At 61.6% G+C, this 14319-nt stretch carries 16 protein-coding genes; 2 read left to right on the top strand and 14 right to left on the bottom strand.

What is annotated here, in order from left to right; genetic code table 11:
• The first annotated feature begins 16 nt into the window (after positions 1-16).
• On the top strand, positions 17-1099 hold the full coding sequence (locus tag ACU0FH_RS12690; RefSeq protein WP_446194984.1) for an AbrB family transcriptional regulator: 1083 nt from the start codon (positions 17-19) through the stop codon (positions 1097-1099).
• On the opposite strand, the gene ACU0FH_RS12685 is transcribed toward ACU0FH_RS12690, so the two are convergent.
• From ACU0FH_RS12685 to phnG, 11 genes are all read right to left on the bottom strand, one after another.
• The gene (locus tag ACU0FH_RS12685; protein ID WP_446194982.1) at positions 1096-2409 is read right to left on the bottom strand and encodes a TRAP transporter large permease; all 1314 of its coding nucleotides are present in this window, start codon (positions 2407-2409) and stop codon (positions 1096-1098) included. The two genes, ACU0FH_RS12690 and ACU0FH_RS12685, sit on opposite strands and share 4 nt — an antisense overlap.
• Before the next feature lie 3 nt (positions 2410-2412).
• Positions 2413-2961 carry a TRAP transporter small permease subunit gene (locus ACU0FH_RS12680; protein ID WP_238369453.1) on the bottom strand — a complete coding sequence of 183 codons (549 nt, stop codon included), beginning with the start codon at positions 2959-2961 and terminating at the stop codon, positions 2413-2415.
• A 135-nt stretch (positions 2962-3096) separates the two neighbouring features.
• Positions 3097-4140 (bottom strand): TRAP transporter substrate-binding protein DctP, encoded by a 1044-nt coding sequence (dctP, locus tag ACU0FH_RS12675; RefSeq protein ID WP_446194977.1) that lies wholly within the window; start codon positions 4138-4140, stop codon positions 3097-3099.
• 157 nt (positions 4141-4297) lie between these two features.
• Positions 4298-5458 (bottom strand): alpha-D-ribose 1-methylphosphonate 5-triphosphate diphosphatase, encoded by a 1161-nt coding sequence (locus tag ACU0FH_RS12670; protein ID WP_446194976.1) that lies wholly within the window; start codon positions 5456-5458, stop codon positions 4298-4300.
• 3 nt (positions 5459-5461) lie between these two features.
• Positions 5462-6004, bottom strand: a complete 543-nt coding sequence (gene phnN, locus ACU0FH_RS12665; RefSeq protein ID WP_446194974.1) for a phosphonate metabolism protein/1,5-bisphosphokinase (PRPP-forming) PhnN — start codon at positions 6002-6004, stop codon at positions 5462-5464.
• Entirely contained in the window at positions 6004-6684 is a 681-nt protein-coding gene (gene phnL / locus ACU0FH_RS12660; RefSeq protein ID WP_446194972.1) for a phosphonate C-P lyase system protein PhnL, read from the bottom strand. The genes phnN and phnL overlap by 1 nt, the downstream gene beginning before the upstream one ends.
• A 68-nt stretch (positions 6685-6752) precedes the next feature.
• Positions 6753-7535, bottom strand: a complete 783-nt coding sequence (gene phnK / locus ACU0FH_RS12655; protein ID WP_446194970.1) for a phosphonate C-P lyase system protein PhnK — start codon at positions 7533-7535, stop codon at positions 6753-6755.
• Positions 7532-8428 (bottom strand): alpha-D-ribose 1-methylphosphonate 5-phosphate C-P-lyase PhnJ, encoded by an 897-nt coding sequence (locus ACU0FH_RS12650; RefSeq protein WP_446194968.1) that lies wholly within the window; start codon positions 8426-8428, stop codon positions 7532-7534. The genes phnK and ACU0FH_RS12650 overlap by 4 nt, the downstream gene beginning before the upstream one ends.
• 129 nt (positions 8429-8557) lie before the next feature.
• Positions 8558-9643: a carbon-phosphorus lyase complex subunit PhnI gene (locus tag ACU0FH_RS12645; RefSeq protein ID WP_446194966.1), complete on the bottom strand. Its 1086-nt coding sequence runs from the start codon at positions 9641-9643 to the stop codon at positions 8558-8560.
• On the bottom strand, positions 9643-10212 hold the full coding sequence (gene phnH / locus ACU0FH_RS12640) for a phosphonate C-P lyase system protein PhnH (protein ID WP_446194964.1): 570 nt from the start codon (positions 10210-10212) through the stop codon (positions 9643-9645). Before phnH ends, ACU0FH_RS12645 begins: the two co-directional genes overlap by 1 nt.
• On the bottom strand, positions 10212-10667 hold the full coding sequence (gene phnG / locus ACU0FH_RS12635) for a phosphonate C-P lyase system protein PhnG (protein WP_238369462.1): 456 nt from the start codon (positions 10665-10667) through the stop codon (positions 10212-10214). The genes phnH and phnG overlap by 1 nt, the downstream gene beginning before the upstream one ends.
• Before the next feature lie 103 nt (positions 10668-10770).
• Between phnG and phnF the strand changes: the two genes are divergently transcribed.
• Positions 10771-11481 (top strand): phosphonate metabolism transcriptional regulator PhnF, encoded by a 711-nt coding sequence (phnF, locus tag ACU0FH_RS12630; RefSeq protein ID WP_446194961.1) that lies wholly within the window; start codon positions 10771-10773, stop codon positions 11479-11481.
• Here phnF and ACU0FH_RS12625 read toward each other — a convergent pair.
• From ACU0FH_RS12625 to phnE (ACU0FH_RS12615), 3 genes are read right to left on the bottom strand one after another with little or no spacing between them, the layout of a single operon-like run.
• Positions 11478-12092 carry a chloramphenicol acetyltransferase gene (locus ACU0FH_RS12625; protein ID WP_446194960.1) on the bottom strand — a complete coding sequence of 205 codons (615 nt, stop codon included), beginning with the start codon at positions 12090-12092 and terminating at the stop codon, positions 11478-11480. The genes phnF and ACU0FH_RS12625 overlap by 4 nt on opposite strands.
• A 13-nt stretch (positions 12093-12105) precedes the next feature.
• Positions 12106-13413 carry a phosphonate ABC transporter, permease protein PhnE gene (phnE, locus tag ACU0FH_RS12620; protein WP_446194958.1) on the bottom strand — a complete coding sequence of 436 codons (1308 nt, stop codon included), beginning with the start codon at positions 13411-13413 and terminating at the stop codon, positions 12106-12108.
• Entirely contained in the window at positions 13413-14279 is an 867-nt protein-coding gene (gene phnE, locus ACU0FH_RS12615) for a phosphonate ABC transporter, permease protein PhnE (RefSeq protein WP_446194955.1), read from the bottom strand. Before phnE (ACU0FH_RS12615) ends, phnE (ACU0FH_RS12620) begins: the two co-directional genes overlap by 1 nt.
• Positions 14280-14319 lie beyond the last annotated feature (40 nt).

Below are 14319 nucleotides of genomic sequence, written 5' to 3'. Positions count from 1 at the left end.
AACGCGAGGCCGCAGTGTGACGGTAACGATTGCAGGCGAAGAGATCCACCTTAAGACAACACTGGTCTCCTTTCTGACCGGGATCGCCGGGGGTTTCGCGGCCAAAGCGATGGGATTTCCCCTGCCAATGTTGCTTGGCTCGGTTGTTGCGGTTGGCGCGATTTCGATTTTCGGATTCAAGGTGGGCGGTCACCCACCGCGCATTCCGTTCTGGCTGCGGCTGTTCTTTGTCCCGATCATCGGTTTGTCGATTGGCGCGTCCTTTACGCCGGACATATTCGAGCAGGCGCGCAGTTGGTGGCCATCGCTGCTGGCGTTGGTGATCTATATCCCGCTGGCGCATTTCATCGGCTATCAGGGGTTTCGCCGTATCGGCAAGCTGTCGGGAACTACGGCCTATTATGCGGCGGTGCCCGGCGGGCTGATGGAATCCATCGCCATGGGCGAAGAAAATGGCGCGGATGTGCAGGTGCTGACGGCCCTGCAGTTCATGCGGCTGATCCTGACCGTGATGCTGGTGCCGCTGGCCTTCACCATCCTGAGCGGCGATGCGGTCGGCTCTGCCGCCGGCGCTGTCATTGGCGGGTCGCGTGGCGTGCTGGATGCGCCCGAGTTGTTCTGGCAGGCGATTGTCGGGCTTATCGGCTATTTCGGAGGGCGTCGGTTGCGCCTGCCCGCCTTTGTCATCACCGGGCCGGTTCTGGCCTCGGGTCTTGCACACCTGAGCGGGCTGCTCACCGCCGCGCCGCCCGGCTGGCTGATACAGGTCACGCAGCTTGTTATCGGTGTGGCGCTGGGCACCCGGTTCGTCGGGATGCGGCCAAAGACCTTTGGCCGCGCCCTGTTGCTTGCGTTTCAGAACATGGTTTTCACCATGTGCCTTGCGATGCTTTTTGCCGTCGTGCTGCACGAGATCGTAGACGAGGATATCAATGCAGTCGTGTTGTCCTTTGCCCCCGGCGGTCTCGCAGAGATGTCGCTTGTCGCGCTCTCGCTGCACGTTTCGGTTCTGTTTGTCACCGCGCACCATGTGCTGCGCATCGTGCTGTCGGTCACGGTGGCCAAGACCTTTGCCCACCGTGTACCGCCCGACCGCTAGTTGTAGAAGTAATCCGGCAACCAGAGGGCAATGCCCGGGATCACGATGATCAGGAACAACCCGACCAGCGTGACGAGCACGTAGGGAATGACCGAGCGATAGATATCGCCCATAGTCACATCCGGTGGCGCCACCCCTTTCAGGTAGAAGAGGTTGAAGCCAAAGGGCGGGGTCATATAGCCGACCTCCATCATGATAATGAAGAGGATACCGAACCAGACCGGGTCAAACCCGGCCGCCTGAACGACAGGCAGGAATACCGGCAGGGTGATCAGCATGATCCCAACCGGGTCCAGCACCATCCCGAACAGGAACAGCACGAAGAGCATGAAGGCCAGCGCGCCCCATTTCCCGCCCGGAATAAACTCCATCAGGTGCTGGATCAGACTTTGCGCCCCCAGCGCCGTATAGGCGGTCGAGAAAGCGTGTGCTGCAAAAAGGATCCACATCACAAGCGCGGTCAGCTTCAGCGTAGAGATGGACGCCTCGTGGATGACTTTCCACGAGAGCTGGCCGTTGATCAAAGTCGCGACCATCGCACCGAAGACGCCGATGGCTGCCGCTTCGGTTGGTGTTGCGAAACCGCCGAAGATCGCGCCCAGAACGATCACCACGATCAGGATCGGCAGGATCACCGATTTCAGCGAGGCGAATTTCTGACGCCAGTTCGCACGCTCTTCCGGTGGCAGCGAAGGACCAAGCTCTGGCTGTATCCAGCAGCGCACGCCGATATAGATCGACACAAGTACGAAGAGCAGGATCCCCGGACCGACGCCCGCCGCAAAGAGACGTCCGACCGAGACCTCGCTTAGCAGCGAGTAGAGAACCATAAGGATCGACGGCGGGATAAGGATACCCCAGCCGCCGCCCGCGTTGATCGCCCCGAGCGCCAGTTTCTTGTCATAACCGCGTTCAAGCATCTTGGGCAGCGCGATGGTGCCCATGGTCACCACGGCGGCGCCCGAGATGCCGGACATGGCCGCGAAGATCACGCAGATCAGCACCGTACCGATGGCCAGACCGCCGCGCAGGCCGCCCCACCACTGGTGCATCATGTCGTATAGATCGTTCGCCACCCCCGATTTTTCCAGCAGGATCGCCATGTAGACAAACAGAGGGATGGCCATGAGCGTCGGGTTCGACATGGTCTCCCACATTTTCGAGGCCAACAGGTAGAACCCGATGGTGCCCATTTCGAAATAGAGGAAGACAACCGAGATCCCGCCCAGCACGAAAGCGAGCGGCGTGCCCAGCAGGACAAAGAGAAGAAGGGAGCCGAAGAACAGCAGTGTAAGGATTTCAACGCTCATTTATTATACCTCGCCGCCGGTTTCGCTATCGGCCAGCTTGCCAAAGGTTTCTTCATCGACGGGCAGGCCCATCAACACGCGCACATCCGCCCAGAGACGGACAAAGCCCTGCAACAACAGCAGGATGGCGGCCACGGGGATCAGCGATTTCGTGGGCCAGAGCGGCGCTTTCCAGGTAGAGTTCGACCGTTCCATATCGGCAATTGCCTCGGAGGCGATGTCATAGCCCTGCCAGAGCAGCACCCCGACAAAAAGCAGAAACAGCGGCCACGTGATGATATCAATCAACGCCTTGCGCTTGGTCGAGAAGGAGCCGTAGAGGATGTCGACGCTGACGTGCCCGCGTTCGGCCAGCAGGTAGCCGCCGCCGATAATCGCGTAGACGCCAAAGATCAGCGTTGCCAGTTCAGCAGTCCAGATGGCGGGCTGCCCCACCAGATAGCGCATCACCACATCCGCCAGCAGCAGTGCAAAGATGATCAGCACCGCCAGCGATACCCATTTGCCGATCAGCCTGTTGAACCGCGTTATACTCCGAGCAAGCGCCTGCATCGCCCTGCCTCCCCATGGTCGTGAATGTCATGCCAGCTCTCCCGGCCCGGTGATCATACCGGCATTTCGGGGGATCGGCCAAAGAAACGGGGCGGTACGCTGCACCGCCCCATCCGAAGGAACTGTCAGATCCGTTTAGATGTAGCCGAAATCCGTCATCAGCTCGCGATAGATATCCGCAGCCTTGGCAGCGCGTTCGCCTTTTTCGGCCTCTTTCGCCAAAATGTCCTTGGACGCGTTCGACAGCATTTCCAGCACGTCGTCCGGCAGGGTGATAACCTCGATACCATTCTCGGCAACACCAGAGGCCAGCGCGACGGCCTCTTGATGCTGGTATTCCTGCGAGCGCAGGAAGAAGCGGTTCTGCATCGAGTCGATCAGCGCGGTGCGCAGATCGTCGTCCAGCGCTTCCAGCTGATCCATGTTCACCGCATAGGCATCGGTCGTCATGCCGAGACCCGGCTTGCAGTGGAATTTGCAGACTTCCCAGAGCGACATGGACTTGGCACCGATCGCTGCGCCCCAGTGCGCGCCATCGACAACACCCGAGCTGAGCGCCTGATAGAGTTCCGAACCCGGCACATATTGAGGCGCGGCCCCGGCCGCGGCAAGGTAGTCGATCATCGTACCCGACGACCGGATCTTGAGACCGCGGAAATCGTCGGCGGATTCGATGCGCTTGGAGACGACCATCTCGACCGGCAGCACCTTTTCCGCCATCAGCATGACGCCTTCTTTATTCAGATCTTCGTTGACCAGATCCTCGAGCCCGAGGTTCTTGATCGCGTGCTGTAGCTGCCAGCTCTCACGGAACGTGCCCGGAATGCCGTAAACAAAGGATGCGGCCTGTGCCTGGTCCTGGATATAGGACGGCGACAGCGTCGCCATCGGCACCACGCCCTTGCGCAGGATGTTGTAGATATCCGGCCCCTTGGCGAATTCACCGGCACCAAGCGGTTCGAGCTTGAACGCGCCGTCTGTGCGCTCTTCGAGCACGGTGGCCAGAACGCCAAGGCTGTCGGTGAACGAGCTGGACGCCTTGGGCCAGTGCGACTGAACGCGCCAGGTTACCTTGCCCTGTGCGATCCCCTTGCCGACGAGTGCCGGCGTGGCGATTGCGCCCAGTGCGGCCCCCCGCAACATGCTCCGGCGATTCAGCATTGATGATGAAGCGGTCATAATGTCCTCCCTTGGCTAACCGAGTGGAACTATTTTCCGCATTGCGAGAAATGTAAACACCGGTAACGCATTAGACCGCCCGAACCCGCATAAAAAAATCGTGCTTGGGCTGCCCGGTATGGGCGATCGACGGGCTATTTCCGCAGTGCGGGACGCTTTAGCCGACCTGCCGCCCATGCGACCAGACTCCGCGCAGCGAAGCAACACCTTCGACAGGCCTGACACGGACCAGATCGGCGCGCAAGCCTTCGGCGATCCGCCCCCGGTCATCCAGCCCGGTCGCACGCGCCGGGGCCGAGGTGACAGTGGCAATGGCGCGCGGCAGATCACCCCAGAGATCGGCAAGCCGCAGCGCCGCGCTCATCAAAGCCGAGGGCACGTAGTCCGATGAAAAGATATCAAGCAGGTCGAGCCGCGCCAGTTCTTCCGCCGCCACGTTGCCGGAATGCGAGCCGCCGCGAATCAAGTTGGGCGCGCCCATCATTACGGCGATACCATTGTCCTTGCAGGCCTGCGCCGCCTCGACCGTGGTCGGGAACTCGGCCAGCCGGATACCGTGGGCAGCGCTGGTGGTGACGTGACCGGTATCGGTGTCGTCATGGCTTGCCAGCACGGCCCCGAAACGCGCTGCCGCCGCAACGGCCGCTGTCTCATGCGCCGCTCCCAAGCGTTCGCGGGTCGCCACCTGATGCGCCACATGCTCTTCGAACTGGTCGTCCGACAACCCATGCTTGCCGCAGACATAGGCCCTCAGCTTTTCCAGATCGCGGAACTGACGCTGCCCCGGCGTATGGTCCATGATCGACACGATTCCGACCCTGTCCTCGGCGCCGAACTTGTCCAGTTCCTCGGTCAGGGTTTCCGAACAGACCTCGGCCCGCAGGTGGAGAAAATGGCTGATCCTCAGCAGGCCCCGCGCACGCATGTCCAGCAACTCGCTGGCAAGGGGCCGGGCGTATTCGCGATAGTTCGTCCGGTTGTTCGACACGACCGAACCAACCCTCAGAGCGTCGAAAACTGTCGTAATGCCGGTGCTGGCCAGTTCCCCGTCATGGGCGATGATCGCCGCACCGTGCGGCCAGTCGACCTTGGGCCGGGGCTGGATATGCCGTTCGAGATTGTCGGTGTGCAATTCGATCAGCCCGGGGATCAGCAGGTCGCCGTCGCAATCCACCGCCCCTGCCCTCGCGCTGCGCCCGGTATCGACGGCGGTGATCATCCCGTCGCTGACACAGACCGTGCCGCGCACGACCTCGTTTTCAAGCACCAGATCCGCGTTGGTCAGGATCATCTCGCTGGTTTCATATCTCATCTGCATCGTTCATGCCTTTACCGGTGACAGTAGCGCCAAAACCGCCGCGACGGCGTTTTCTAGCGGGCCGGAATTGTCAATTTCCACAAGCGGAAGCGCGGTTTTCAGGGGCATGGCCGCCCGGGCCAGCCGCTGTTGAATATCTTCAGGAGTTTCACGGCCACGGCCCGCAAGACGCTTGGCAAGAACCGCCGCATCCGCCGTGACGTGCAATACCGTGAGACCGGGGATCTTCTGCGCGGCCTCCTCAAGTACCGCCCGCGAGGTGTTGAACATCACGTCCCGCCCCCGCTGCGCCTCCGTCAACTCGCTTGCCGGAATGCCGTATTTCAACCCATGCGCCTGCCAGTGCAGAACAAACTCGCCTTGTGCCAGACGCCGGTCGAAATCCTCCGCCGTGACAGGCTCGAAATCTTCGCCGCCTGCATCCGCGCGCCGGGTAATGACGCGCCGCACAAGATGCAGTTCCGGCTGCGCCGCCAGAACAGCCGCCATCAGGCTGTCCTTGCCCGCGCCGGACGGGCCAACAACGGCAAAGACTCGCCCCGCCATCATGCAGCCCTTGGCGTGAAACGCGATACGTCGATCTCGCGGTCGGCAACCCGGGCGCGGGCCTCCTCGTCGTGAAAGATCCCGATGATCGCTGCCCCCCGCGCCTTGGCCTCGTCAATCAGATCCAGCACCGTCGCGCGATTGGCGGCATCGAGGCTCGCGGTCGGCTCATCAAGCAACATGGCCGGAAATACATGCGCAAATCCACGTGCGATGTTCACGCGCTGCTGTTCGCCACCGGAAAAGGTTGTCGGCGACAGTTCCCACAGGGTTTCGGGTATCCGCAACCGGGTCAGCAACTCCCGCACCCGTGAAACTGCAGCCGAGCGCTCCATGCCAACAGCAAGCATCGGTTCGGCCACCACGTTCAGAGTCGCGACCCTAGGCACCACGCGAAGAAACTGGCTCACGTATCCCAGCGTCTCGCGCCGCAGCTTCAGGATCTCACGAGGTTCAGCCGTCGCAACATCCACATCGCCCACGATAATAGATCCCGATGCCGCAAGGTAATTGCCATAGATCATCCGCATCAGGGTCGACTTGCCCGCCCCAGACGATCCTGTCAGCGCCACGCATTCGCCGGGTGCGACCTCCAGATCGGCCCCCTCCATCACCGGTATCACCGCCCCGCCCTGATTGTGCAAAGTGAATGTCTTCGCAACATTTCTGACCGATATCATCTTCTTCTTGCTCCAAATACTCCGGGGGAGTCCGCGCCTCCGCGCGGACGGGGGCAGCGCCCCCATTTTCAAACCTGCAGAACCGAACTGACCAAAAGCTGCGTATAGCCATGCTGCGGATCGTCCAGCACCTGGTCGGTCAGCCCAGTTTCCACCACATGCCCGGATTTCATCACCATCAGCCGGTCCGCCAGCAGGCGCACCACGGCCAGATCATGGGTCACGATGATCGCCGAAAGCCCCATCTCGCGTACAAGTCCACGCAGCAGGTCCAAAAGCCGCGCCTGCACGCTCACATCCAGTCCGCCGGTCGGCTCATCCATGAATACCAGCCGCGGCCCGGTCACAAGGTTGCGCGCGATCTGCAAGCGCTGCTGCATGCCGCCGGAAAATGCGCCGGGGCGATCGTCGACACGGTCCTCGGCAATTTCCACGCGGTCGAGCCAGTCGATCGCCTGCTCGCGGATGTTCCCGTAGTGCCGCGCGCCCACGGCCATCAGCCGCTCACCGACATTGCCCCCGGCCGAGACACCCATGCGCAGCCCGTCGCGGGCATTCTGATGGACAAAAGCCCAGTCGGTCCGCCCCAGCATCCGCCGTTCGGGTTCCGACATTTTCAGCGTATCCTTCAGACCATCGGCGCGCGTGTTGAACAGGATCTCGCCTGCGTCCGGGGCAAGGTGTCCGGCCAGACAGTTCAGCAGGGTCGACTTGCCCGAGCCGGATTCGCCAACTATCCCGATCACCTCACCGGGATAGAGGTCGAAATTCACATCCGTACAGCCGATCCGCGCCCCATAGGTCTTGCGGATATCGCGCACTTGCAAAAGCGGTGTAGCGGGGGTGCTCATTCTGCGGCCTCCGTGAATGGTGCGGATTGCGCACCACGATGGCCTTCGGCCTGGCGGGTTGCGCAGTAGTCGGTGTCGGAGCAGACGAACATGCGCCCGCCCGCGTCATCCATGATCACCTCGTCGAGATAGGTATTTTCGGCCCCGCACAGCGCACAGGGATGATCCGCCTTGGAGGGGTCAAACGGATGATCCTCGAAATCGAGACTGACGACCTTGGAATAAGGCGGCACCGCATAGATGCGCTGTTCGCGCCCTGCGCCGAACAATTGCAAGGCCGGGCTTTCCAGTCTCGGGTTGTCGAATTTCGGGATCGGGGACGGATCCATGACATAGCGCCCCTCGACCTTGACCGGATAGGCATAGGCGGTCGCGATCTCACCGTGCCGCGCGATATCCTCGTAAAGCTTCACGTGCATCAGCCCGTATTCCTCAAGCCCGTGCATCTTGCGGGTCTCTGTCTCGCGCGGTTCCAGAAAGCGCAGGGGTTCCGGTATCGGCACCTGATAGACAAGGATCTGGTCCTCGGTCATCGGGGTTTCCGGAATCCGGTGGCGAGTCTGGATCACCGTGGCCTCGGTTGTGTGTTCCGTGGTCTCCACACCCGCCGTACGCTCGAAAAACTTGCGGATCGAGACCGCGTTGGTCGTATCATCCGCGCCCTGATCGATCACCTTGAGCCGGTCCGAGGGCGTCAGACAGGCGGCTGTTACCTGTACACCACCCGTCCCCCAACCATAGGGCATCGGCATCTCGCGGCTGGCAAAAGGCACCTGATAGCCGGGAATGGCGACGCCCTTGAGAATGGCTCGACGGATCATCCGCTTGGTCTGCTCATCGAGATATGCAAAGTTATAGGCATCAGTTTCGACGCCCGGTCGCTCCTCAGTCATGGGTCGCGCTCCTGTTGAAAGGATATCCGATGAATCCGGTGAGTTTCTGTTCCGGTCTGGCCGTTGGCCTTGCGTTTCTTGGCGTTGCCTTTGTCGCCGGGCAGCGCAGTAGGGGCAAAGAAAAACAGCTCATTCCGCCGCCTCCTTGTAACTCGCCTGCGCCTCGGCCCGCATCCGCCGCACCAGCTCCAGTTCCGACTGGAAATCGACGTAATGGGGCAGCTTGATGTGCTCGAGAAAACCTGTCGCCTGAATATTGTCCGAATGGGACAGCACAAATTCCTCGTCCTGTGCGGGTGCGCCGACATTGTCCTCGCCCAGTTCTTCCCAGCGCAGCGACCGGTCCACCAGCGCCATTGATATCGCCTTGCGCTCGGTCTGGCCAAAGACCAGCCCGTAGCCGCGTGTAAATTGCGGCGGCTCGGTCTTGGATCCGGCGAACTGGTTGACCGTTTCGCATTCGGTCAGGTCGATTTCGCCGATCTCGACCGAGAACCCCAGCTCGGCGATCTCCATTTCGACCGGCACCTTGCCGATGCGCAACTCGCCCACGAAAGGGTGGTTGCGCCCGTATCCGCGCTGGGTCGAATAGGCCATGCCAAGCACAAAACCTTCATCGCCCCGGGTCAGCGCCTGAAGCCGCAGCGCCCGGTTGGCGGGATATTCCATTGGCGCGCGGGTCATGTCGGGCGGAGTCTCGTCGCTGGGCGTCTCTTCCTGGATCAGCCCATCGCGATTGAGGAATTCCGTTATGCGCGGGGTTTCCTTGCGCTCGGCATCGACCTCTTGCGCACGCGGCGTTTCACCTTCGGCGGCCAGTTTGAAATCCAGCAGACGGTGCGTGTAGTCGAAGGTCGGCCCAAGCACCTGTCCGCCCGGGGCATCCTTGAACGTGGCAGAAACCCGACGGTCGCAGATCATCGCGCCGGTATCGACCGGTTCGGAATGGCCGATGCGGGGCAGCGTGGTGCGATAGGCGCGGATCAGAAAAATCGCCTCGATCAGGTCGCCGCGCGACTGTTTGATCGCCAGCGCGGCGAGGTCGGGATCGTAAAGCGAGCCTTCGGCCATGACCCGGTTCACCGCCAGTTTCATCTGTTCGCGGATCTGGGCCACCGAAAGTTCCGGCACGGCAGGGTCACCGCGCCGTTCCTCGGCCAGCCATTCATGCGCATTGTCGATGGCGCGCTCGCCCCCTTTGACGGCAACATACATCAGGCAGCCTCCACCTTGGTCGAGCGCGGCAGGGCGGCCAGCCGCTTCCCCGCGCAAAAATAGAAATCGAGCCCGAGGGGGAACAGGGCGCGGTTGGTCCGGAAAATTTCAACCTCGGGGAGCGAAAGCTGGGCGGTGGTTTCAATGCCCGGGCCGGAGAGGACGGCCCCATTGTTAGAGAGGTCCGGCATTTCGACGATCAGGGTGGCCGAACGGTCGGGATATTCGGCATTGCCAATCCGGAAACGCTCAAGCGGCGAAAGTGCGGCCCAGTCTCCAAGCGCGAATTGCGCCTCTTCCGCCTTGACCAGCGGCGCGCCGATGTGGAAAGCGACCCAGTCGCGCATAGCCGGACTATCAACGCCCGGTGCAAGGTAGAGCGGTGTTTCCGCATCGCAAAGCGTGAGCAGCAGCACAGCAGCGGCGGTGGAAACCGGCGCGGGCGCGGTTCCGCCACTGACGGTTTCGATCTTGCCGGGCCGGGCCATCGCGTTCAATGCCGCGCGAAATCCGGCAGCGGAGTCTATTGGCGGGTTGGCAAACCCGCCGGTAAGCGCCTCTGTCTGCATCAGTCTTCTCCCCTGACCATGGTAAAGAAATCGACCTTAGTGGCGGCGGCTTTGGCTGCGCGGGTCGCGATCTGCGCCTCGCGTTCCGCTTCCAGCGGGTCGAGCACGCTGGCGCGCAAATCGGATGCACGATCCGTCTGCATCATCGCATCGACCAGAGCTGCGCGCTGGGCGTGCGCCTTGTCGCGGCCCTGCACGTAGGCATGACCAACCTCGCCACTTTCCAGCCGCAGGGCACAGCGCGTCACTGTCATCTCGCCCAGATTGAAGGGCGCACCGGTGCCCCCCATGCGACCACGTACCATGACGCCGCCCGCCTCGGGCACACGAAGCCAGGTGAAATCCGGCACGTCGCTGGCCTTGTCCATCAGGGCCGCAAGCCGCGCGGGGCTGGATTTGGCCAGAAGGCCCATCCACGCCTGACGCTCGGTTTTTTCTTGTTCAGCTTTCGCCATCTAGACACCTTGCAGATTTGTCTAAGAAACTATACAACTAGACAAATCATACGCTCTCCCCTTTGCCGGGGCAAGCCCGGTTAGATGAAGATTTGGTAACAAGATGACCCGAACACCCGTCTGGAAATCCATCGCCGCCGCTCTTGAGGCGGATATTGCCGCCGGGCACTACGGCGCGGGCGACAAGCTGCCAACCGAAGCAGCGCTGGCCAGCCGGTTTGGCGTCAACCGGCATACGGTCCGACGCGCTCTTGGCGATATGAGCGAGCGCGGCATCCTGCGATCGCGCCGGGGCGCCGGCGTTTTCGTCGAAGCGCCGCCGACCGAATACCCGATTGGCAAGCGCGTGCGATTCCACCAAAGCATCCGCGCCACCGGGCGATTGCCACAACGTCGCGTGCTGCGGCTTGAGAGCAGGCCCGGCGATGCGGGAGAGACAAAGGCGCTTGAGCTTGACGCCGGGTCCATGGTGATCGTCTGCGAAGGCTTGTCGCTGGCGGGTGAAACGCCCATTGCGCATTTCATCTCGGTCTTTCCGCAGGATCGGCTTCCCGGCATGTTGCACACGCTGTTAGAGGTCACTTCGGTCACCGAAGCGCTGAAACTGAACGGTGTGGCAGATTACGTGCGGCGCGAAACGCGGGTCACGGCGGAAATGCCAAGCGCGACGCAGGCGCTGCATCTGCGGCTGCGCGAGAGCGATCCGCTGGTCAAGACGGTTGGCATCAACGAGGATATGGAAGGCAACCCCGTCGAATACGGGCAAACATGGTTCGCGGGCGACAGGGTGACCCTGACCTTCAGCAACGACTAGGCGTTTTCGTAGCGATCAAGGAATGCCTCGGCCTTGAGGCTGCGGAAATCGTCAAGCCGGTCGCGCAAGGTCTGATGATCCCAGTCCCACCATGCCAGCGCGATCAGGCGCTCGGCGATTTCGGGCGGTTGGCGCAGGCGTAACGGCTTGGCCGGAATGCCCGTCACAATGGTGTAGGGCGCGACATCCTTGGTGACGATCGCGCCCGAGCTGATCACCGCGCCATGGCCGATTGTGATCTCTGGCTTGATCTGGGCGTTGTGGCCGATCCAGGTATCGTGACCGATGACCGTCCGACGCGCGCGGCGGTGCTCGAAAAACGCGGTATCGTCCTCGGCGTCTTCCCAGAGATCCGAGGAGCGGTACATGAAGTGATGCAGGCTGGCCCTGTCGAGCGGATGATCGGTGGCCCCGATCCGCACGAAGCTGGCGATATTGGCGAACTTGCCGATGGATGCATTGGCGATGTCGCAGTAGCGGTCGCAATAGGAATAGTCGCCGAATGTCGAATAGGCGACGCGGCCGCCTTTCTTGACTTCGCAATACCGGCCGAATTCCGAGCCGGTGATATCGCAATCCGCCTCGATGCGGGGGGTGTCCTTGCTGAGCATTTCCGTCCTGATCTTACTTGTCGCCCTGGATCAGCCGCTTGCGCAGCCAGCCCGACAGACTGTCCATCGCCATGACCATAAGCACGACCAGCACGATGTAATAGGTGACTTCTTCCCAGTCCTTCTGGGTAATCATCGCCTGCGTCAGCAAAAGCCCGATACCGCCCCCGGTGATCGCGCCGATGATCGTCGCGCTGCGAGTGTTGGATTCGAAATAATAGAGCACCTGGCTGAGCAGCACCGGCGTGACCTGCGGAATGACACCAAAGCGATACCGCTGAAGCGTCGAGGCGCCGGTAGAAGAGATGCCCTCGATCTGCTTGTTATCCACATTTTCCAGCGCTTCGGAGAACATCTTGCCAAAGCTTCCCGTGTCGGTGAGCAGGATGGCGAGCGAGCCCGTAAGCGGCCCGGGGCCCAGCGCGCGGGACAGGAGAATCGTCCAGATCAACCCGTCAACGCCACGCAGGAAATCGAAAATCCGACGCGTGACAAAGCGCAGCGACCTGAGCGGTGCAAAGTTCTTGGCCGCGATGAAGGCGACCGGCAGGGCGACGATGGCCGCACCGAACGTACCGAGAAAGGCCATGAGAACGGTTTCGAACAGCGCCCAGGCCACATCGGAATGCCGCCACATGGCGTTGTGCCAGAAATCCTGCCAAGCGCCGACCATGTTGGACCGCGCCGGGTCGAACTGCGGGCCAAACAAGATCTCGGAGAAACCGTGACCGAAATAGGGGCTGTCGAGCGTGAAAAAGAATAGCTCCCATCCGGCGAAGTAGCGGAACACCTCGGTCCGGTTACGGGTGAGCGAGACGCGCCCGGCCTCCGTCGTGATGTTGAGCCGAGTGCGCGAGGCAGAGATCCAGTCCGGCGCATCTTCACCAAGGTTCGTCACGATGTCGCGCCCGTCGACACGCGCTTCGATCATCCCGAAGCCCGGCACGTCATAGCTAAGCGCGTTTTCCGGCAGGAAGGTCACGACATGTCCATTGCCAAGGTCGATCACCTGCGTGGCGCCCCGCATTGCAACCCAGTCGGGTTCCTGACCGGGCGCATATTCGCCCTTGCGTTCACCTTCGATGGCGACAGTCACCTCGCCGCTGCGGTTGTCGCGAGAGACATGGGTCTTGTAGCTCACCATATCCGCGACAAGGGTGCGGGCATTGTCCAGACGCGCGCGCTCGGCCAGTCCCGGCACGTCGAAGGCAAAGAAGACATAGACCAGATAGGCGATGATGACGGCGGGCAGCGCCAGCGCCATGAGCTTCTTGCGCTGGAACAGGTTGTCGGCGCGGGCGTAGAGGGCAGCGTCGGCCATCAATGTGCCTCCTGATGGATCAGGCGTTGACGGACGTAACCGGACAGCTGATCGAAGATGACGATAGTGAGGAAGAGAAGTATGAAGATCGCGGCGGCTTCGTCGAACTTGCCCTTGCCCCAGGACATGGCATTACGCAGCTCGTAGCCGATGCCCCCTGCCCCGACAAAACCAAGGATCGCCGAAGCGCGGATGTTGATCTCGAAACGCAGCAGCGCATAGCTGAAGTAGTTGGGCGACACCTGCGGCACCACGCCGAACCACATGCGCTGGAACCATGTGGCCCCGACGGAATGAAGCCCTTCGACCGGTTTCAGGTCGGCATTCTCGTTTACTTCGGAAAACAGCTTGCCCAGCGCGCCGGCGGTGTGAAAGGCAATGGCGATCATCGCGGGCACCGGACCGCCGCCGAGGATAAAGATCAGCACCAGCGCAATGACGATTTCCGGCACCGCGCGCATAATGTCCATCACACGGCGAAACAGCGGAATGGCGCGCGGCCAAAGGGCCAGCCCCCGGGTCGAGAGCAGCGACAGGATGATCGCGAAAAGCGCGCCGATCAGCGTCGAGGCCGCCGCGATATTGATGGTTTCCAACAGCGCCGGGAAGAACTTCACCAGATGTGCTGGCATCAGGTGCAACTTGGTCGAGGCGTCCGCGACCACGTCGGCTGGAAAATCGAGAAGTTGCGGCAGGCCGGCCCAGAATCCGCCCGCGTTGCGTTCATCGGCGAGCATGAAACCCGAAATCAGCATCAGCACGAAGACCGCCAGCATGATGCCGCCGTAAAGTCGTTTTCGCTGGATCATCGCCACATAGGTGTCGCGGGGATGAGAATGGGCCGTGCTCTCGGTCAGGTTCGCCATACAATGCTCGCAGAATTAAAATGACCGGGCCCCGAGGGAG

It is taken from the genome of Heliomarina sp. (assembly GCF_052826185.1).
The sequence above is the reverse complement of the archived record's forward strand: the minus strand, read 5'-3'. Positions and strand labels throughout refer to the sequence as shown.